Source organism: Shinella zoogloeoides (assembly GCF_003574625.1).
Taxonomy (GTDB): domain Bacteria; phylum Pseudomonadota; class Alphaproteobacteria; order Rhizobiales; family Rhizobiaceae; genus Shinella; species Shinella zoogloeoides_A.
The window spans coordinates 444,058-463,728 of record NZ_QNUJ01000002.1; the positions used below are offsets into that span (position 1 = coordinate 444,058).

General features: G+C 66.3%; 17 protein-coding genes. 2 read left to right on the plus strand and 15 right to left on the minus strand.

The features are described 5' to 3' along the window. Positions 1–37: 37 nt before the first annotated feature. From bcsN to DSD28_RS05620, 15 genes are all read right to left on the minus strand, one after another. Positions 38–859 (minus strand): cellulose biosynthesis protein BcsN, encoded by an 822-nt coding sequence (gene bcsN / locus DSD28_RS05550; protein WP_162911263.1) that lies wholly within the window; start codon positions 857–859, stop codon positions 38–40. A 269-nt stretch (positions 860–1,128) separates the two neighbouring features. Continuing rightward, the gene (locus DSD28_RS05555; RefSeq protein ID WP_119255345.1) at positions 1,129–2,055 is read right to left on the minus strand and encodes a nucleoside hydrolase; all 927 of its coding nucleotides are present in this window, start codon (positions 2,053–2,055) and stop codon (positions 1,129–1,131) included. Further along, entirely contained in the window at positions 2,056–3,030 is a 975-nt protein-coding gene (locus DSD28_RS05560; RefSeq protein ID WP_119255346.1) for an ABC transporter permease, read from the minus strand. Positions 3,031–3,033: 3 nt separating this feature from the next. Further along, positions 3,034–4,083, minus strand: a complete 1,050-nt coding sequence (locus tag DSD28_RS05565) for an ABC transporter permease (RefSeq protein WP_245424764.1) — start codon at positions 4,081–4,083, stop codon at positions 3,034–3,036. A 55-nt stretch (positions 4,084–4,138) separates the two neighbouring features. After that, a complete protein-coding gene (locus DSD28_RS05570; protein ID WP_119255348.1) occupies positions 4,139–5,680 on the minus strand; it encodes an ABC transporter ATP-binding protein in 1,542 nt (513 codons plus the stop codon). 57 nt (positions 5,681–5,737) lie between these two features. Further along, positions 5,738–6,727 (minus strand): BMP family lipoprotein, encoded by a 990-nt coding sequence (locus tag DSD28_RS05575; protein ID WP_119255349.1) that lies wholly within the window; start codon positions 6,725–6,727, stop codon positions 5,738–5,740. Positions 6,728–7,010: 283 nt separating this feature from the next. Beyond that, entirely contained in the window at positions 7,011–8,006 is a 996-nt protein-coding gene (locus tag DSD28_RS05580; protein WP_119255350.1) for a LacI family DNA-binding transcriptional regulator, read from the minus strand. Between the two features lie 160 nt (positions 8,007–8,166). Continuing rightward, positions 8,167–9,654 carry a sugar ABC transporter ATP-binding protein gene (locus DSD28_RS05585; protein WP_119255351.1) on the minus strand — a complete coding sequence of 496 codons (1,488 nt, stop codon included), beginning with the start codon at positions 9,652–9,654 and terminating at the stop codon, positions 8,167–8,169. Continuing rightward, a complete protein-coding gene (locus DSD28_RS05590) occupies positions 9,651–10,721 on the minus strand; it encodes a hypothetical protein (RefSeq protein ID WP_119255352.1) in 1,071 nt (356 codons plus the stop codon). The genes DSD28_RS05585 and DSD28_RS05590 overlap by 4 nt, the downstream gene beginning before the upstream one ends. Continuing rightward, complete coding sequence (locus DSD28_RS05595) at positions 10,718–12,841, minus strand: ABC transporter permease (protein ID WP_119255353.1); 2,124 nt, start codon at positions 12,839–12,841, stop codon at positions 10,718–10,720. The genes DSD28_RS05590 and DSD28_RS05595 overlap by 4 nt, the downstream gene beginning before the upstream one ends. Before the next feature lie 61 nt (positions 12,842–12,902). Further along, the gene (locus DSD28_RS05600; RefSeq protein ID WP_119255354.1) at positions 12,903–13,931 is read right to left on the minus strand and encodes a sugar ABC transporter substrate-binding protein; all 1,029 of its coding nucleotides are present in this window, start codon (positions 13,929–13,931) and stop codon (positions 12,903–12,905) included. Between the two features lie 141 nt (positions 13,932–14,072). Beyond that, positions 14,073–15,059, minus strand: coding sequence for an ABC transporter permease (locus DSD28_RS05605; protein ID WP_348627901.1), 987 nt, complete (start codon positions 15,057–15,059; stop codon positions 14,073–14,075). A 136-nt stretch (positions 15,060–15,195) separates the two neighbouring features. Further along, the gene (locus tag DSD28_RS05610; protein WP_119255356.1) at positions 15,196–16,194 is read right to left on the minus strand and encodes a quinone oxidoreductase family protein; all 999 of its coding nucleotides are present in this window, start codon (positions 16,192–16,194) and stop codon (positions 15,196–15,198) included. A 3-nt stretch (positions 16,195–16,197) separates the two neighbouring features. Continuing rightward, positions 16,198–16,608, minus strand: a complete 411-nt coding sequence (locus DSD28_RS05615) for a carboxymuconolactone decarboxylase family protein (protein ID WP_119255357.1) — start codon at positions 16,606–16,608, stop codon at positions 16,198–16,200. 20 nt (positions 16,609–16,628) lie between these two features. Next, positions 16,629–17,483 (minus strand): branched-chain amino acid aminotransferase, encoded by an 855-nt coding sequence (locus DSD28_RS05620; RefSeq protein ID WP_119255358.1) that lies wholly within the window; start codon positions 17,481–17,483, stop codon positions 16,629–16,631. 130 nt (positions 17,484–17,613) lie between these two features. Here DSD28_RS05620 and DSD28_RS05625 point away from each other — a divergent pair, with 130 nt between their 5' ends. Then, the gene (locus tag DSD28_RS05625; protein WP_162911264.1) at positions 17,614–18,492 is read left to right on the plus strand and encodes a LysR family transcriptional regulator; all 879 of its coding nucleotides are present in this window, start codon (positions 17,614–17,616) and stop codon (positions 18,490–18,492) included. 131 nt (positions 18,493–18,623) lie between these two features. Then, on the plus strand, positions 18,624–19,640 hold the full coding sequence (locus tag DSD28_RS05630) for a BMP family protein (RefSeq protein WP_119255360.1): 1,017 nt from the start codon (positions 18,624–18,626) through the stop codon (positions 19,638–19,640). Positions 19,641–19,671 lie beyond the last annotated feature (31 nt).

Consider the following 19,671-nt stretch of genomic DNA (forward strand, 5'->3'; position numbering starts at 1 on the left):
ATATCCTTAAGGAAAAATTAGGCGCAAATGCCTTGCGTCACTTGCATGTCGCCGAACCCGCAGCGCCGGTCACGCAGACGGGCGACGGCACCACGACGGCCTCGCCTTCCGATGCCGCCGTCCCACCCGTCGGAGAAGGAACGATCACGCCATTACTGGTATCGGTCGCCTCAACCTTGCGAACGGGCGCGCGCTCCTCGGCCCGATGGGTCGCCGGCACGCGCTGCTGCGTGCGGGCCGCGACCGGCACCTTGCGCTCCTCGAAGGGAACACGCAGCGGCTCCCCGCCGCCGACCTGACTATCGACGGAAGCGGGCGTGCCGTAGGGATTCCATGTCGCGCCGGAAAAGCCGCCGACGATGGTGTAGCCATACATCATCTCGACCAGATCCTTTTCCGAAGCCCCCGCCTGGCAGACGCGCAGGCGAATCTGGATCATGCCGAGGTCGCGCATCCTGTCGCGGTCGGCAACGTCCGACCGGATCTGCTGCCAGCCGTAGAGGCACCCATCGTCGCCCGCGCCGCGGCCATAGGCATAGCCGAACGGCCCGTAGCCGTTGCGCACGAAGTTGCTGGAGATCGGCAGGCTGCGGCCGGGAAAATAGGTGCGGATCTCCGCCCGGATCGCCGAATGCCGAACGGGCTTGAAGGCGAGCGTGCCAGCGGGCATCGCGACCGTCTGAGCCGGGCCGAAGGCCTGGATGCTCAGGAAATTCTGTCCGGAGGTCGCCGCGGATGTCGACAGGGCGACCTGCTGTTCGACGGCATTGGTATATTGCCGCTGGACGACGCTGACGATGGAATATGTGCCCGGTGCAGGCAGGACCAGTGCGCTCGAAGCCGGAACGATTGCCGACATCGTGGCAACACCCACGCCGGGGCGCGTCGTACATCCCGCCGCCGCCATCGCCGTGACCGCCGCCAACACGGCGGCTTTGCCAAGGAGCGGTCCGCCGCGACGTGAAAAACGAATCTTCGCCGAATCTTCCATGGCAAAGTCATAGTTCGCCTGCCGGCAAATAGGAATCCCCCGATATGCGCGCCGATTGATCAACCCGGCCGGCGAATTGCAGGCAAGACGGAACAGACCGGCCGCTTCGGGAGGGCGGCTCGGCCTCGAACCGCAGCCTATGCGGCTTCCAGCTCCACGCGAGCGTAGCGCTCTTCGAGAAGGGCGAACAGCCGGTCGTGATCGACATCGGTCATGACCAGGCAGTTCGGCGCGCGGCCGGCCAGCTCCCGCTTGGTGACGCTGACGACGCTCTGGCCTATGGCGAGGGGCGAAACGCAATCGACCTCGACGAAGCCTTCGACGCCGGAGAAGATTTCCGGCTCGATCAGATAGGCGATGACGCAGGGATCGTGCAGGCAGGGATCGCCCGCGCCATAGGCGTTCAGCATGTCGGCGATGATGCCGCCCACCCTGCCGAGGCGCTTCAGCCGCGCCGTCCGCTCCTGCGTGATGATCGCCTTGTGAGTGACGTCGAGGCCGAACATCACCATGGGAACGCCGGAGGCCACGACCGCCTGGGCAGCATGGGGATCGAAGTAGAAGTTGAACTCCGCCCGTTCCTTGATGTTGCCCGGGCAGAAGGCGGCGCCGCCCATGAAGACGATGCGCCTGATCAGCGGCGCAATGCCGGGATCGATCGAGAGGGCGACCGCGATATTGGTCATGGGGCCGAGCACCGCAAGGGTCACCTCGCCCGGCGCGGCACGCACCTGGTCGATGATGAACTGGACGGCAGAGCGTTCGGCCGGCGCGGAGGCCGGCTTCGGCAGGCCGATATCGCCGAGCCCGTCTTCACCGTGCACGGTGACGCCGGCGCGTTCGGGATAGAGTAGTGGACGGCCGCAGCCCTGGAAAACGGGAATATCCGTCCGGTTGGCGAGCTCGCAGATCAGCCGTGCATTCGCCTCCGTCTTTTCGAGCGGGATATTGCCGGCGACAGCGGTGATGCCGAGGATCTCGACCTCGCTCGACCCGAAGGCAAGCAGGATGGCGGCGGCGTCGTCGACGCCGGGATCACAATCGATGATAATACGTTCGGTCATTCAACGCTCTTTCGTATAGGGTATGCCGCCGGCCTTCGGGGGAATGGCGCGGCCCATGAAGCCGGCCAGCAGAACCACCGTGAGGACATAGGGGAGAGACTGGACGATCTGGGTGGAAAGCGCCGGCCCCAGCCCGAAATCGAAGGCCTGGAAGCGGATCGACAGGGCTTCGAGGAAGCCGAAGAGAAGGCAGGCGAAGAGGACGGGAACCGGCCGCCACTTGGCGAAGATCAGCGCCGCCAGCGCCATGTAGCCCTTGCCGGCGGACATTTCCCGCACGAAGCCCGCCGACTGGGCGATAGAGAGATAGGCCCCGGCGATGCCGCAGAGGATCGCCCCGCAGAGCAGCGCGCGGTAGCGCAGCCAGTCCACGGAGATGCCGGCCGTATCGACCGCGGCGGGGTTTTCGCCGACGGCGCGGAGCCGCAGGCCGAACCGCGTATGGTGGAAGACCCACCACGTTACCGGCACGGCGGCGAAGGCGACGTAGACGAGGATGTTGTAACCGGAAATGAGGTCGGCATAGATCGCCCCGAGGACCGGAACCGAACGCATCTCCTCGGCGAAGGGCAAAATCACCGTGGGAAAGCGCGCCTCCGGCTGGAGCTGCGGCGTCCTGCCGCCGAGCGCAAACCAGCCCACCGCGAGGAGTACCGTCAGGCCCGACGAGATGAAGTTGATCGCCACGCCGGAGATGATCTGGTTGCCCTGATGCGTCACCGAGGCAAAGCCGTGGATGAGGCTGAGAAGGACGGCGACGAGGATCGCGAAGACGAGGCCGACCCAGGCGGAATCGAACTGGTAGGCCGCCGCCGCCGCGGCGAAGGCCGCAAACAGCATCTTGCCTTCGAGGCCGATATCCCAGACGCCGGAGCGTTCGGAGAAGAGACCGGCGAGCCCGCACAGGACGAGCGGCACCGACAGGCGGAGCGTCGAGCTCAGCAGGAGGATGACCGTGGTGAGAAATTCCTGCATCGCTCAGGCCTCCCGTTTCGAGAAGCGGAAGAAATCGACCAGCGAATAGACCGAGCTTCGGAACATCAGGCTGAGCGCTCCGGCAAAGAGGATGACCAGCCCCTGGATGAGCATGATCAGCTCCCGCGTGATGTTCGGCATCCAGAAGGAGATTTCCGCGCCGCCCTGGTAGAGGACGCCGAAGAGGACCGAGGCGACCGCGATGCCGACCGGATGGCCGCGCCCCATGAGGGCGACCGCCACCCCGACCAGGCCGATGCCGGCCGGGAAATCGAGCTGCAGCTTGCCGAGGTCCCCCATCAGGATGTTGACGCCGGCAAGGCCCGCCAGCGCGCCCGAGATCAGCATGCAGACGATGGTGATCTTGACATAGCCGATGCCGGCATTGCGCGCCGCCGCGGGATTGGCGCCCGTCGCGCGGATCTCGAAGCCGAGCTTGGTCTTCCAGATGAGGACCCAGACGAAGACGGCGGCCGCGATGGCGATGAACAGGCTGATATTGAGCGGGGCCGTACCGATATCGACGGGCAGGATCTCGCCGAGCTTCGGCACGAGGCCGCCGGCATCGAAGAGGCGCGTCTGCGGCGCCATGCTGCCCGGCTCCTTGATCAGGTTGACGAGCACGTAGATCATGACCGACGAGGCGATGAAGTTGAACATGATCGTCGTGATGACGAGATGGCTGCCGCGCCTTGCCTGCAGATAGGCCGGAATGAAGGCCCAGGCCGCGCCGAACAGCATGCCGGCCATCGCCGCGGGCACGAGCGTCACGTACCAGGGAACGACCTTGTCGAGCGCCAGGCAAACGAGTGCGATGCCGAGGCCGCCGAGATAGGCCTGCCCTTCCGCGCCGATCGTGAAGAGGCCGGCATGCGACGCCACCGCGACCGCCAGCCCCGTGAACATGAAACTGGTGGCAAAGTAGAGCGTGAAGCCGATCCCCTCGCCCGAGCCCAGCGCGCCGCTGACGAGATAGCCCACCGCCTCCAGCGGGTTCTGGCCGACGAAGAGCACCACCAGCCCCGAGATCAGGAGCGCGACGGCGACATTCATGAGCGGCAGGATCGCGAAATCGACGATCTGCCTTATGTTGAGAAAGCTGGCCACCTTAGCCTCTCCCCTGATCTTCTTGCGTGACGCCGGCCATGAGCAGGCCCAGTTCCCGCTCCGAGGCATCCGGGCTCGCCTCCCCGACGATCGCGCCGTCGAACATGACGAGGATGCGGTCGGAGAGCGCCCTGATCTCGTCGAGCTCCACCGAAACGAGGAGGATCGCCTTGTTCTGGTCGCGCAGCTCGATCAGCCGTCGATGGATGAATTCGATGGCGCCGATATCGACGCCGCGCGTCGGCTGGCCGACCAGCAGCATTTCGGGATCGTGCTCGATCTCGCGCGCCAGCACGATCTTCTGCTGGTTGCCGCCGGAAAAGAGCGAGGTGCGCAGATCGGGATTGGGCGGGCGGATGTCGTAGTCGGAAATGTAATCCTGCGCATAGTGCTGGAGCTGGGAGCGCTTCAGCATCGGGCTCGTGCCGAATTCCGGCCGGCGGTGATAGCCGAGGCTGGCATTTTCCCGCAGCGGGAAGGACAGGATGAGACCGATGGCGTGCCGGTCCTCCGGCACATGGGCGACCCCTGCCGCGCGGCGCCTGAACGGGTCGGCGGCGATCTCCTCGCCGTTGAGGCGGACCGTGCCGGAGTCCGGCACGCGGTTTCCCGCCAGCGCCTCGAGAAGCTCGGTCTGGCCGTTGCCGGCGACCCCGGCGATGCCGACGATCTCGCCGGCGCGAACGCAAAGCGAGACGTCCTTGACCATGCGCACGCCGCGCTGGTCGCGCACGTTGAGACCCTTCACGTCGAAGACGACCTCGCCCGGCTGCGAGGGCGACTTGTCGACGCGCAACAGCACACGCCGGCCGACCATGAGCTCGGCAAGGCTTTCCTTCGTCATCGACGCCGTCGGGGCGGTGGCGATCAGCTCACCGCGCCGCATGACCGACACCGTGTCCGTCGCGTCCATGATCTCGCGCAGCTTGTGCGTGATGAGGATGACGCTCTTGCCCTCGTCGCGCAGGCGCCGGAGGATGCGGAACAGGTGATCGGCCTCGCTTGGCGTCAGCACGCCCGTCGGCTCGTCGAGGATGAGGATGCGCGCCTGGCGATAGAGCGCCTTGAGGATTTCCACGCGCTGCTGGACGCCGACTGGCAGGTCTTCCGTGACCGCCTCCAGATCGACCTGCAACTCGTATTCCTTCGCAAGGCGCTGAAGCTCGAGACGGGCCTTGCGCCGGCTGGAGGAGAGGAACGCCCCCTCTTCCGCGCCGAGGATGATGTTTTCCAGAACGGTGAAGTTCTCGACCAGCTTGAAGTGCTGGTGGACCATGCCGATGCCATGGGCGATCGCCGCGCGGCTGTCGGGAATCCCGACCTCCCTCCCATCGATGCGGATCGTGCCGGAATCGGCCTGGTAGAAGCCATAGAGAATGGACATCAGGGTCGATTTGCCAGCGCCGTTCTCGCCGACGATGCCGTGGATGCTGCCGGCCTTGACCGAGAGGTTCACGTCCTTGTTGGCGACGACGGGGCCGAAGCTCTTGTTGATGCCGGAAAGCTCCAGCACATGCCGCGCGGAGCCGATTTCTGCTGCCATGGCCTCCTCCAGACTATGCTTGGAAGGGCAGGCGCCTTAACGCCTGCCCACCGTTCCTCAGAGGGGGCACTTGTCGTCCGACATGTAGTCATGGACATCGAGCGTGCCGGCGGCGATCTCGTCCTTCGCCTTCCTGGCGGCCGCCTCGACCTCGGGAGTGATCAGGCTGCGGTTATGCTCGTCCAGCGCCCAGTCGACGCCGTTCTCCGCAAGGCCGAGCGACTGCACGCCGCCGGTGAAGTGGCCTTCCTTGGCATCCTTCAGCGCATTGTAGACCGCGACGTCGACGCGCTTGACCATGGAGGTCAGCATGACGCCCGGATGCATGTAGTTCTGGTTGGAATCGACGCCGATGGCGAACTTGCCGGCATCCGCGACCTTCTGGAGGACGCCGATGCCCGTGCCGCCGGCCGCGGCGAAGATGACGTCCGCGCCCTGGCCCATCTGGGAGGCTGCGATCTCGCCGCCCTTGACCGGGTCGTTGAAGGCGGCGTTCGTCGTGCCCGTCATGTTGCGGATGATGTTGGTCGCGCCGCCGGCCGCCGCGCCCTGTGCAAAGCCACAGCCGAACTTGCGGATGATCGGGATATCCATGCCGCCGATGAAGCCGACGGCCTTGCTCTTGGAGGAGAGCGCCGCGATCAGGCCGACCACGTAGGAGCCCTGCTCTTCCTTGAAGGTGACGGAGCGGACATTGGGAAGGTCGACCACGTCATCGAGCATCACGAAATCGATGTCGGGGAATTCCTTGGCGACCTTGGCGAGTTGGTCCTTGTAGCCGAAATTCGTGACGATGACCGGGCTGAAGCCGCGGCTGGCGAAGTTGCGGATGCCCTGCTCCGCCTGGGAATCGGCCTGCGCCTCGAAATCGCGGTAGCTGGAGCCGGTGTCCGCCTTGAACTTCTCCGCGCCCGTATAGGCCATCTCGTTGAACGACTTGTCGAACTTGCCGCTCGTTCCGTAGACGATCGCCGGGTTGAAATCGGCCGCCGCCGCGCCCGCCGTCATCGCCGCCAAGGCGACCGTCACCATCAGATGTTTCAGCATTGTCATTCCCCTCCCTGGATGCCGGGGCATGCAGCGCCGGCGAGACCGATCCTAATGTCTATACATATGACGGTCGGGCTGTTCGCTGTCAACAGAAAACCGACCGTTTCCGCGTTAGTTAAACGTGTACCTAAGCGCAGGTAAACGTGTACTTTGGCGAAAGCCGCCCCGTCAAGGCCTCTCGTAGCGCGGGCTAAATAACGGTGCCTGAATGTGGATGTGAGACAATTTCATAGGTGCCATGACACGGGCACTTGAACGCCATCGGAAGCATCCTGTTCCGTCAGGTCGTGGTGCGGCTGACGACCGTGGGCATGATGGTGATGGCCTCGCCCTTGCGGTCCGGATCCTCGAGGAAATCGATGAGGGCGTTCGTCGCGACGCGGCCGGAATGGGCGATGCGCCGGTCCACGGTCGAGAGCGGATGCTCCAGCAGCGGGGAGAGGTAGATGTTGTCGAAGCCGATCACCGCGCAATCCTCCGGCACGCGCCGGCCGCGCTCGCGCAAGGCCACCATCGCACCGATGGCCAGCATGTCGTTCATGCAGCAGATCGCCGTGAAATCGGTGCTGTCGATAAGGTCCAGCGTCGCCTGATGGCCGAACCGGTGCTGGAACTCCTTGCAGCGCACCAGTTCGGGGTCGAAGGGAATGCCGGCTTCGGCGAGCGCGTCCCTGTATCCCGAAAGGCGGATCTGCGTATTCGAGCGGTGCGGCGCACCACTGAGGAAGGCGATGCGGGTATGGCCCTTTTCGATCAGATGGCGCGTCGCCTGGAAGGCGCCGCTGCGATAGTCGGTATCGACCGTCGCGACGAGCTGCGCCACCGGGCCGATCTCCCGGTCCATACAGACGACGGGGATGCGCAGGGCATCGAGAAGATCCGTGTCGGGAATGACGTCGCTGGCGGCGAGCAGCACGCCATCCACGCGGTGCCCCCCGAAGGAGGTGAGGTGCGCCGTCTCGATCTCCGCTATGCCCTCGGAATTGCAGACGAGGGTCGTATAGCCGCGCAGGCGCGCGGCGTCGTCGCAGGCACGCACCAGTTCCGTGAAATAGGGATTGAGGATATCGGGAACGATGATGCCGATGACATGCGACTTGCGCGTGACGAGCGAGCGCGCTAGCGAATTCGGCGTGTAGTTCAGTTCACGGGCGAGCGACAGGACCTTCTGTCGCGTCTCGTCCCCGATCACCGAATCCTTCCGGTTCAGGACCTTCGACACCGTCGCGGTCGAGACCCCGGCCTGTCTCGCAATATCCTTGATCGTAACCGCCACGAAACCCCACCATTGCCTGCCCGATGCTCCTGTTATCGGCGCATTGGTTCGTGTCGTCTAGCTTGCCGCCGACACGAATGTCCATAGCGGGCTCGCCATGCGGCCGGGCCAGCGGCGAGATGGCGGGAAGGACGCGATGCCCTGAGGCGCGTCGCGCCGTTCAGTGCACCGCGGCGTACATGATGCTCTCGCTCGACGCGTCGATGGGCGAGAACTCCTCCACCACCCGGCCCTGCCTTGCGACGAGGATACGGTCGGAGAGGGAGAGGATTTCCGGCAGGTAGGAGGAAATCACCACCACGGCCAGCCCCTCGTCGGCCAGCCGCTGGATGAGTGCGTGGATCTCGGCGACCGCGCCGACATCCACGCCCCGCGTCGGCTCGTCGAAGATGATGAGCCGCGGCTTCTGGATCAGCGCCTTGCCGATCACCACCTTCTGCTGGTTGCCGCCGGAAAGCTCGACGACGCGCGCCTCCCCGCCGATGGAGCGGATAGCGAGCCTGTCCGTCCATTCCTCCGCCAGCGCCTTCATCTCCGCCATCGAGACGAAGGGGAAGCGGTTCTGCCCGGCCGTCAGCAGCCCGGCATAGAGGTTTTCGGCGATCGACATGTTCTCGAAGAAGCCTTCGAGCTTGCGGTCCTCGGTGACATAGACGATGCCGTCGGCGACCGCCGGGCCGGGCGTCGCATAGCGCACGGGACGGCCTTCGTATTCGATGGCGCCGCCGCGCAGGAAATCGCGCTTGAAGACGCCGGCGACGATCTTGGCCGTCTCGGTGCGGCCGGAGCCGACGAGGCCGAAAAGGCCCGTCACCTGCCCGGCGAAGACCGAGAAGGACGTGTTGCGGACGAGCGCTCCCATCGAGACGTCCTCGACCGAAAGCACGCGCTGTCCGGCCGGCCGCGTGTGGGTGCGCGGCGCGAATTCGGTGGCGAGCTCGCGGCCGACCATCGCCTGCACGATGCGCGCCTGCGTCAGGTCGCCGGCCTTTTCCGTCAGCACCTTCCTGCCGTCGCGCATGACGGTGATGCGGTCGGACATCTGCAACGCCTCTTCCAGCGCGTGGGTGATGAAGATGATCGCGACGCCCCGGGCGCGCAGGCGGTCGATCAGCGAGAAGAAATGCCGGCGCTCCTCGGGCGTCAGCGTCGCCGTCGGCTCGTCGAATATAATGACCTTGGCATTCAGCCGCACCGCGCGGGCGATCTCGACCATCTGCCGCTTGGCAGCGCCGAGGCTGGAGACCAGCGCCGTCGGATCCACGGTGAAATTCAAGGATTGCAGGAACTGCTGCGCCGCGATGGTGATGCCGCGCAGGCGGTTGAACGCCTTTTCATGGCCGAGGAACAGGTTCTGCGCCACGGTCATCGAGGGCACGAGGCTGGTTTCCTGATAGACCATGGCGATGCCGCGGCGCAGTGCCTCCGCCGGCCCTTCGGCCCGCAGCGGCTCTCCCTGATAGAGAATCTCGCCGCCCTCAGGCGGATAGACGCCAGCCAGAAGCTTGCTGAAGGTGGACTTGCCCGCCCCGTTCTCGCCGAGCAGGGCATGGACCTCGCCCGCCTCGAGCGTGAAATCCACGGCATCCACCGCGACATTGCCGTGGAAGGCCTTGGTCAGCGCGCGCGCCTCGAGGATTGCTGTCATGGCTGGGCCTCCCGGCTCGGGATATCGACGATCTCGCCCGCCCCTTTCAGCGCGACCAGCCGCGCCTGCGGCAGGTCCAGCACCGAGACCGCGCCGTGGCGCTGGCCATCCGCGCGCGAATGCAGGCTGGCGAGCGGGCGGAACGCCGCGTCCAGCCGGGCGACGAGGCCATAGGACCGCGCCGGCGCCCAGGGCTTGCGCACGCCCATCGTGCGCACCCCGCCGCGCTGCAGGGGCTCCAGGAAACTCTCGCCCGAGCGCAGCGCGGGGGCGATCCAGTAATCCTGCGGCACGGTTGCGATCATGTCGGCGCGGAAGCGGTCCTCGCGCAGCACGAGCTCGATCAGCCGGTTGCGCGGGGCGAAGACCGGCAGCCACCAGCCGCCGCCCTGCGCCGGCGAAAGCCGGCCCGGATAGCCGGGGATGCGGTCGAGGACCGTACGTGGCCGCTCGCCGCCGAGGGCGACGAGGCGATGGGCGAAGGCTTCGGCTACCACCGGCGCACCAGCTTCATCGAGCGCCAGCCCGGTCGGGAAGGCGAGCCCGCCCGCGATCCGCTCCGCCTTGCCGCTGGCAAGGTCGAGCCGCCAGACGGCGCCGTCACGGCGCTTGCGCATCAGCGCCGGCACCCATTCCGTCGCGGCATGGCTGGCCGAGCCCTGCGCGACCAGCAAAGTGCCATCATCGTTCGCCAGCAGCGCCGTCGCCGAGACGGCGGCGGGAAAGGCTTGGCGCAGATCCCGGCTTGCGCCATCGCGCCGAAGGATCAGGCCGCCATCGGCCAGCGCCACGACGAGCCCGCCGCCCGGCAGGGCAGCCAGTGCGGTGATGGGCGCGGCGAAGGTCTCGGCCGGCTTGGCCTCCTTCCCCTCCAGCCGGTAGAGCACGGGGCCGCCGGTCAGCCAGATCGTCCCCTCGCTGTCCTCGGCGAGATTGTCGGCCTCCGGCAGCGCGGCCACTTGCGCCGCCGTTTCCAGTTGCGTGTTCGGTTTCCATGCGCCGTCATAGGGCGGGATGGTAACGGCCTCGCCGCGGAACGGGTCGAGCAGGCGGTCGAGGAGCGTCATGCCCTGTCTCCCCAGTAGGAGTTCCAGCTCGTCCAGTCCGGATCGGCATCCGGCAGGCGGATGCGGCCGATGCGGTTGTTGAGGATGCCGCCGATATAGAGCCAGCCCTTGTGCTCGCGCATGGAGGTGACCATCGGATGGGCCGCGCCGCCGAGATCGCCGAGGGTCGCGACGATGGCGCCCGTCTCGTCGAATTTCACCACGCCGCCGGTATTGATGTTCGGGAAGAGCCAGTCGTCCTGCGGCAGGTTGCGCGTCATGCGCTTGCGCATGGCGGGGTGGCGGAGCGCCAGGTCGAAGCTCGGCGTGCGCATGCCGAGCCATGCCATCCAGTAGGTGCCGTCCGAGGCGCGGTTGATGTTGTCGGGATAGCCGGGCATGTCGCGGATCACCGTTTCGAGCCGGCCTTCCTTCGGCCCGGCGATCCAGTAGCGATGCACCGAGCAGGCCCAGCTTTCGGCGATCAGCAGCGACTGGCCGTCATGGGAGAGGCAGACGCCGTTGGCATAGCGCAGGTTCTTCAGCACCGTGCGCGTCCTGCCGGTCTTCGGGTCGTGGACGAGGAGGCGGCCGGTCGGCCGGCTCTCGATGGAATCCAGCGCCCAGTCATGGGCATCGTAGCGCGTGGTGGAATCGGTGAACCAGATCCGCCCGTCCGGGCCAATGTCGCAGTCGTTGGGATCGCGCAGGCGCGCATCGTCAACGATGGAGAAGAGCGAGCGCCGCGTTTCGGTGGAGAGCTCGCGCACCTCGCCGTCCTTCGCCACGCCGTAAAGGCCCATGGCGCCGACGCAGGAGACGATCTGCCCGTCGCGGGCCATGGCGAGGCCGAGCGGGAAGCCGCCGATATGGGCGAACACTTCGGAACGGGTATAGTCCGGCGCGAACCAGCGCACGATCTCGCCATGGCGCGTGCCGGCATAGAGATTGTCGTCGGCGTCGAGGATCACGTCCTCCGGCCCCTCCACCGTGCCGAGCGCGATGGGCTCGGCCGAGGCCAGCGCATCGTTCAAAGCATAGGCGGTGCCGGAACCCGGCAGCGCCGACTGGGCGGGCTGCATGGCATGGTGCAGCGGGGCGACATAGACTTCCGACAGCACCTTGTGACGGTTCTTCAGCCAGCGCACATCGAGAACGATGGCGGCCGCCAGCAGCAGTCCGACGATGAGCTGGCTGGTGCCGGTGCCCGCGCCCATGCGGATGAGGCCGTTGGTGATGAGCAGCACGACGATGGCACCCATCAGCCCCTTGGCGATGGAGCCGCGCCCGCCGCCAAGGCTGTTGCCGCCGACGACGGCGGCGGTGAGGGCGGCAAGCTCCAGACCGAGCCCCGTTCCCGGGCCGACGCCCGAAAGGCGCGCGGCGAAGAGGAAGCCGGCGAGGCCGCAGGCAGCCCCCGAGATGACATAGGTGAGGAAGATCGTGCGGCGCACGTTGATGCCGACATTGAAGGCCGAACGGCGCGCGCCGCCGACGGCGGTAAAATGCCAGCCGATGCGGGACCGGCTCATCACCAGATGGGCGATCAGCGCGAAGGCGAGCGCGATCAGCGCGCTGATCGGCTGGCCCCAGACGGCGCCCATGCCGATATGGTCGAACGTATCGTTGAATACCGGCGAGCTCTGGATGCGCGCGCCCCATGTGGTGATCAGGATGTCGTAGATCGAGCGGCCGATGATGAGCGTGACCAGCGTGGTTAGGAAGGCGCGCAGGCGCAGATAGCCGACGAGAAAGCCGTTGAGCGCGCCGAACAGCGCGCCGGCCCCGAGCGCGGCGAGGAAGGCCAGCCATACCGGCCCCTCGGCGATATAGATGACGGCGAGGGTCGCGAAGGCGCCCAGCGCGAAGATGGAGCCGACGGAAAGATCGATGCCGCCGCCGATGATGACGACCGTGAGGCCGAGCACGACGATCAGGAACTCGCCGAGCTGGCGGGTGGTGTCGAGGAGGCTCGACGGCGCGAAGAAGCCCGGCAGGAGAATGCCGAAGGCGGCCACCACCACGACGAGGAAGGCAAAAGGCACGAGATTGTCGGCCCAGCTCTTCGACAGGATTTCGCCCAGGAGGTGATCGGGCACCTTGTTGTAGCGCAGGCGGGTCAGTCTTTCACGAAGCGTCATTCGGGCCGGTTCCATGGGGGTGGAGGAGGCGGGCCGCTGGCCGGCCTCCTCCCTGTCTTCATTACTTCTTGGCGGCGGCCTCGATGGCAGCCTGGCTCCAGCACGTATCCGGCGTCAGGTCCTTCTTCGAACGGGCGATCTCATGCGTATAGAGATAGTTCTTGCTGTCGCCCGGCTTGATGCCGCTCTGGAGCAGGATCTTGATGGCGGCCACGACGTCCTGCGACTGGCGCGGCAGCTCGCTCGTCACGATAGCTCCGAAGGTGCCGTCCTCGATGAGCTTGCAATCGATCGCTTCGCCCGAGCCCGTCGTGGCGAGGAAGATCTTGTCCTTGAGGCCGGCATCGCGGATCGCCGAGGCGGTGCCCTGTGCCGTCGCATCCCAGAAATCGACGATGCCGCAGACGTCCGGGTGCTGCTGCAGGATGGTGGCGGCGGCGTTGCGCGCCGTCGTCGCATCCCAGTTGGAATCCGCGGTGCCTGCGACCGTCCAGCCCGGATTGCGCTCCAGCACGGCCTGCACGCCGGCCCACTGGTCGAGGCTCGACGAATTCACCTGGTCGCCCTGGATGACGGCGATCTTCTTGGAGGAACTTTCACCGCAATGGTCGATGACGGCCTGCGTCTCCAGCTCGCCGAGGCGCTTCCAGTCCGAGCCGGCGAAGACGTCGGAGGCGTAGTTCGACGGGTTGTCGAGCTGCACGACGAAGATGCCGGCTTCCTGCGCGCGCTTGAAGAGGCGCGAATAGGAGTTGAGGTCCGGCGTCTGGACGATCAGCACGTCCGGCTTTTCGGCCGAGGAGATCAGGTCGGTGATCGCCTGCGCGCCGGCATCGACGCTCCAGTTGGGGTCACGCGTTTCCCAGATGCCGCCGAACTGCTTGACTTCCTCGCCGATGAAGTGGTTCCAGCCCTGCGCCAGGTCGAAGCCCATGGTCATGGGCACCATCACCACGCGCTTGCCTTCCAGCGCCGAACGATAGGCCTCGGGGCCGGGATTGGTTTCCTGCGCCTGTGCGCCGATGGCGGCGCCCGCAAGGCAGGCCCCCGCCAGGACGACGCGCCGGAGTGTCTTTCTCAGATTGCTCATGTCATGCCTCCGCTAGGATGCGCCCCTCTCCGGGCCGCGATTGTTGCCATTGTTCACGGGCATCGGGCCACGCGGCCCTCCGCCCAGAGTTCTTCCGCATTTCCGAACGCAAAACCGCTGCGCACTTTTGCTGGAAATGCTCTAGATGTCGCCCTGCTGACTGGTCTGCTCGTCGCGGGGGTTGAGTTGCCCATCGAGGATGATCGCGCCGAGCAGGATCAGCGCCTTGATGAGATTCTGGTGGATGTTCGGCAGGTTGAGGATGGTCATGCCGTTGAGCAGGATACCGATCAGCAGCGCGCCCACCACCACGTTGCGCATGCCGCCCTTGCCGCCGGAAAGCCCGATGCCGCCGATCACCACGACCAGCACCACGTCGTAGAGCAGGGCCGAATTGACCAGCCGCGTGTTCATGCTCTGCAGGCTGACGGCGCTCGCCATGCCGGCGAGCCAGGCGAGGAACGCGCTCGCCACGAAGGAGGCGACGATCAGCGGGCGCACCGGGATGCCCATGGTGCGCGCGGCCTGGAAATTATCGCCCATCAGGTAGAGGAAGCGGCCCGGCCGCGACCAGCGCAGCAGCACCAGCGCCACCGCCACGACGGCGAGGAAGACGACGACGTCGAGCGGCAGGCCGAAGATGCGGGCCTTGCCGAGCCAGAGCAGCGTTTCGGCCGTCTCGGGAATGTAGATGACGTCCTGCGAGAGGATCTGCGAGCGGACGAAGCCGAAGACGAAGGCGCTCGACGCCAGCGTGGCGAACAGCGCCGAGACACCGGCATAGGCCACCATGAAGCCGTTCATCGCGCCGAGCCCGATGGTGATCGCCGCGACGAGCGCGCTCGCCGACCAGAGCGACCAGCCCGCCTGCAACAGCTGAAGCTGGATGGCGACCGTCACCACCATGATCGAGACCATGGACAGATCGATGCCGCGCCCGATGACGACGATGCCCATGCCTGCGGCGAGGATGCCCAGCACGGAGACGCTGCGCACGATGTTGAGGAGGTTCGCCGGCGCGGTGAACCCGTCAAGCGCCACGGCAAAACCGACGAACAGCACCACCGCCATCAGGAGAACGATGGTTTCCTGCGTGAATATCCTGAACAGGGGTCGGCTAGCTGGCACCTGATGATTTCCGTCTAGAGCATTCGGATCGGGCACGCCCGCAGATTAAGGTGATACTGCCGGAGCTAACTACCGACAATATCTATAGATTTTCTTTTATATACTGAATCGGACAGGTTTTTGCGGGAACGGGGCGTCACGCGGAAAATCCATCCATCGTCAAGATCGTCGATCCGGTCGTCGCGCGCCCTTCGAGCGCGCGATGCGCTTCCGCCGCCGCGCGCAGCGGCAGGCTGGACGCCGCACCGGCGCGAAGGCTTCCCGAGACAAGCCGCGAGAACAACGCGGCGCTGCGCTCGCGTCGTTCCTCGGCGCTCGTCAGATAATCGAACACGACGGGCCGGATGGCCGACTTGGACCCCGCCGCCAGATCGGAGATGCGGAAGCCTTCGATCGGCCCGGATGCCTGGCCGAAGCTCACGAAACGGCCGTGCGGGCGCAGGCAGGCGAGCGAGCCGCGCCAGGTATCCTTGCCCACCGCGTCAAAAACCGTGTGGCACAGGGCGCCGCCGGTCAGCTCCGCCACCCGGGCGGCAAAATCCTCGCGGCGGTATTCGATCACGGCGTCATATCCGTGCGCCAAAGCCAGCTCGGCCTTTTCCGTCGAGCCGGCGGTGCCGATGGCGCGCGCGCCGAGGGCGGCAATCCATTGCCCGAGCAGCAGCCCGACCCCGCCGGCAGCGGCGTGCACAAGAACCGTCTGCCCCGCCTGAACGGGCGCGGCGGTGGACACCAGCACCTGCGCCGTCAGCCCCTTGAGCAGGACCGAGGCGGCCAGCGCCGCGTCGATCCCCTCCGGCAGCGGGATCAGCCTGTCGGCGGGCATGACCCGCATCTCGCGATAGGCGCCGGTGCGCTCCAGATAGGCGACGCGCTGGCCGACCGAAAGCGTCTCGACGCCGGGGCCGAGCGCGACCACCGTGCCCGCCGCCTCCGCGCCCGGCACGAGCACGTCACCCGGCCAGGGATAGAGCCCGGAGCGGTAATAGGTGTCGATGAAGTTGAGCCCCGCCGCTTCCTGGCGGATCAGCACCTCGCCGGGGCCGGGCGTTTCCACCGCAAGCTCCGTCCATTCCAGGACGTCCGGCCCACCGGGTTGGCGCGCGATGACCGCGCCTGCCTTGATCGCGGCCATGTCTCAGCTCTCGACCAGGAACTGCGGATCGATCGGCAGTTGCAGCGCGTTGAGCAGGGCATTGGTCTGCGAGGCCATGCCGATCACTGCCAGAAGCTCGGCGTGCTGGTCCCCGGTCATGCCCTTGGCCTTGGCCGCCGCGGTGTGGGAATGGACGCAATAGCTGCAGCCATTGGCGACCGACACGGCAATATAGAGCATTTCCTTGACCAGCGGATCGAGCGCGCCGGGCTTGACCATGATGTCCTTCAGGCCGGACCAGATGCGCTCCAGCGTGTCCGGCTGGTTGGCGAGCGCCCGCCACACATTGTTGACGAAATCGGACTTGCGGGTGGCGCGGATGTCGTCGAACACCGCCTTGACGCGCGGGTTCGCTTCGGCTTCGGCGTCGGTCCACAGGCGAACGGTACTCATGGCAAGTCTCCTTTCGGGCGTCAGCTATGCGCCCAATCCCAGTAAAGCTGCCGCGCCCGGCGGGCGAGCGGGCCATAATCGAAGGTGCGGTCGTCGAAACCGAGGACCGGCATGACCTTGGAAATATTGCCGGTGCTGAAGATCTCGTCGGCCGCCCGGAAATCCTCGACCGTCAGCGTCTTCTCGTGCACCGCAACGCCGTCCGCGCGCAGCAGGCCGATCACCCGCTGGCGGGTGATGCCGTCGAGGAACGTGCCGTTCGGCACCGGCGTGAACACCTCGCCGTCCTTGGCCATGAACACGTTCGAGGTCGCCAGCTCCGCCACATTGCCGAGCGTGTCGCAGACCAGCGCATTGCCGAAGCCCCTGGCGCGCGCCTCGGCCAGCATGCGGGCATTGTTGGGATAGAGGCAGGCGGCCTTGGCGTTGACCGGCATGGTCTCCAGCGTCGGACGGCGGAATCGGGTCGTCGTGATGGTGAAGCCGCCGGGCACGGCCATCGGCCGCTCCTCCAGGCAAAGGGCGAAGGCCGTCGATGCGGGATCGGGCGCGACGACGCTCGCATCGCTCTCCTCCGCCCAGTACATGGGGCGGATATAGACGGCGGCGTCGGGCGGGAAATGCGCCAGCCCCTCCTGCACGCGCTCCATGATCTGCGCGGCGGTGAGCGTCGGCCGGAGGCCGAGCGCGCGGGCGGATGCGTTGACCCGCTCCGCATGGAGGTCGAGATCGGGGATCACGCCCTCGAAGCGGCGCGCGCCGTCGAACACCAGCGAGCCGAGCCATGTCGCATGCGAGCCGGCGCCGAGAATACGCACATCGCCCGCGTGCCATTGGTTCTCGTACCACGTCCGGACGGAAGGCGCTTGCGACATCGGAAACCTCGATTTTAATGGTCCCGCACCCTACGCACAGCTTGCTTCATGCGTCCAATGCAAATATCCCTCGGCGATGCATGCAGGATCGGCATGAATTGGCGGGAGACGGACGGTGGACGAGCGGCTGTTGAAAAGTTTCGTGACGACCGCCCAGCTCGGCAGCGTCACCTCGGCGGCCGAGCGGCTGAACCTCACCCAGCCCGCCCTGTCGCGGCAGATCCAGCGGCTCGAGCAGGAGCTCGGGCTGACGCTCTTCCAGCGCAGCGGCCGCAACCTGCGCCTCTCGGTGCAGGGCGACCGGCTGCTGATCGACGCGCAGGCCGTCCTTGCCGCCAGCAAGCGCCTCCATGACGCGGTCGCCGAGATGCGCGAGGGCGAATGCGGCCTGCTGCGGGTCGGCGCCTGCTCCCAGGTGATCGAGCGCCACATGAGCGAGGTGCTGCCCGCCTGGAAGCAGGACAATCCCAATATCGACATAAGGCTGGAGGAAGGCGGCGGTGCGGAGCTTGCCCGCCGGCTCGACGACAACGAGCTGCATCTGGCGATCAACGCCCGCCATTTCGCGCGGCCCGACCGCTTCAGCCGCGTCGATATCGGCGCGATGCGCGTGCGCGCCTTCTCGCTCCCCTCGGTCTTCGCCTGCGAGACCCGGACCATCACCCTGGCGCAGCTCTGCCGCCAGCCGCTGCTGCTCCTCAATCGAAGGCATTTCACCCGCGAGCTGCTCGAAACCGCCTGCCAGGCGGAAAGCTGCCTCGCGCAGCCGACGCTGGAATCCTCCTCGCCGCATACGCTGCTGGCGATTGCCCGCAGCAGCGGCGGCGTCGCGGTCGTGCCCCATCTCGGCACCGGCCCCGTGGAGGGGCTGGTCGCCTACGACATCCTGCACCGCGGCAAGCCGCTCGACTTCGAGATGTCGGCGATCTGGCCGTCCTCGGTGCCGCTCCCCGGCTACGGCCAGCGCTTCATCGCCTATCTGCGCGACCGGCTCCTGCCTTCCGCCTGAGCGCCACGACGGCGCTGTCTCGGCTGTGAACTTCCGCTGCAACCGATTGCTGCCATTTCGAATTTCCCCTACATTGACCAAACGGTAAAAGACGCATTTCAAAAACGCGCAATCAACCAGAGGGGACGTTCATGCAAAGCAATTTCGGCATTTCCAGACGCCGGCTGATCCAGGCCGCCGGCGCATCCGCGCTCGTGGCGGCGGCGGGCTTGCCAAGCCGCCTCTTCGCGGCCGAGCCGATCAAGGTCGCGGCGGTCTTTACCGTTCCGGTCGAGCAGCAATGGGTGAGCCGCATCCACAAGGCCGCAAATGCCGCCAAGGACCGCGGCGAGATCGAATATGTCTATTCGGAAAACACCGCCAACAACGATTATGAACGCGTCATGCGCGAATATTGCGAGGCCGGGCACAAACTCATCCTCGGCGAGGTCTTCGGCGTCGAGGATGCCGCGCGCGCCGTCGCCCGGGACTATCCCGACGTCGCCTTCCTGATGGGTTCGAGCTTCAAGCCCGATCCGGACCTGCCGAACTTTTCAGTCTTCGACAACTATATCCAGGACGCCTCCTATCTTTCCGGCCTCGTCGCCGGCGCGCTGACCAAGTCGAAGAACATCGGCATGGTCGGCGGCTACCCGATCCCCGAGGTCAACCGCCTGATGAACGCCTTCATGGCGGGCGTGAAGGAAGTGGCGCCCGACACCAAGTTCCAGGTCGCCTTCATCGGCTCGTGGTTCGATCCGCCCAAGGCCAAGGAAACCGCCTTCGCGCAGATCGACGGCGGCGCCGACCTGCTCTATGCCGAGCGCTTCGGCGTGTCCGACGCGGCCAAGGAGAAGAAGGTGCTTGCCATCGGCAACGTCATCGACACGCAGGCCGACTATCCCGATACCGTCGCCGCCTCGGCGCTGTGGCACTTCGAGCCGACCCTCGACAAGGCGATCGCCGAAGTGAAGGCCGGCACCTTCAAGGCCGACGACTACGGCGTCTATTCCTTCATGAAGAACGGCGGCTGTTCGCTCGCGCCGCTCGGCACCTTCGAAGGCAAGGTTCCGGGCGAGATCAAGGCGAAGATCGCGGAGAAGGAAAAGGCGATCAAGGATGGTTCCTTCACCGTCGCGGTCGACGACAGCGAGCCGAAATCCAGCTAAGTCCCTTCGCCCGGGGGCGGCCGCGCCGCGG

Coding starts and splice junctions, on each gene's coding strand:
- bcsN (WP_162911263.1), bottom strand. CDS start 859: ATGTCGGCAATCGTTCCGGCTTCGAGCGCACTGGTCCTGCCTGCACCG.
- DSD28_RS05555 (WP_119255345.1), bottom strand. CDS start 2,055: ATGACCGAACGTATTATCATCGATTGTGATCCCGGCGTCGACGACGCC.
- DSD28_RS05560 (WP_119255346.1), bottom strand. CDS start 3,030: ATGCAGGAATTTCTCACCACGGTCATCCTCCTGCTGAGCTCGACGCTC.
- DSD28_RS05565 (WP_245424764.1), bottom strand. CDS start 4,083: ATGAATGTCGCCGTCGCGCTCCTGATCTCGGGGCTGGTGGTGCTCTTC.
- DSD28_RS05570 (WP_119255348.1), bottom strand. CDS start 5,680: ATGGCAGCAGAAATCGGCTCCGCGCGGCATGTGCTGGAGCTTTCCGGC.
- DSD28_RS05575 (WP_119255349.1), bottom strand. CDS start 6,727: ATGCTGAAACATCTGATGGTGACGGTCGCCTTGGCGGCGATGACGGCG.
- DSD28_RS05585 (WP_119255351.1), bottom strand. CDS start 9,654: ATGACAGCAATCCTCGAGGCGCGCGCGCTGACCAAGGCCTTCCACGGC.
- DSD28_RS05590 (WP_119255352.1), bottom strand. CDS start 10,721: ATGACGCTCCTCGACCGCCTGCTCGACCCGTTCCGCGGCGAGGCCGTT.
- DSD28_RS05595 (WP_119255353.1), bottom strand. CDS start 12,841: ATGACGCTTCGTGAAAGACTGACCCGCCTGCGCTACAACAAGGTGCCC.
- DSD28_RS05600 (WP_119255354.1), bottom strand. CDS start 13,931: ATGAGCAATCTGAGAAAGACACTCCGGCGCGTCGTCCTGGCGGGGGCC.
- DSD28_RS05610 (WP_119255356.1), bottom strand. CDS start 16,194: ATGGCCGCGATCAAGGCAGGCGCGGTCATCGCGCGCCAACCCGGTGGG.
- DSD28_RS05615 (WP_119255357.1), bottom strand. CDS start 16,608: ATGAGTACCGTTCGCCTGTGGACCGACGCCGAAGCCGAAGCGAACCCG.
- DSD28_RS05620 (WP_119255358.1), bottom strand. CDS start 17,483: ATGTCGCAAGCGCCTTCCGTCCGGACGTGGTACGAGAACCAATGGCAC.
- DSD28_RS05630 (WP_119255360.1), top strand. CDS start 18,624: ATGCAAAGCAATTTCGGCATTTCCAGACGCCGGCTGATCCAGGCCGCC.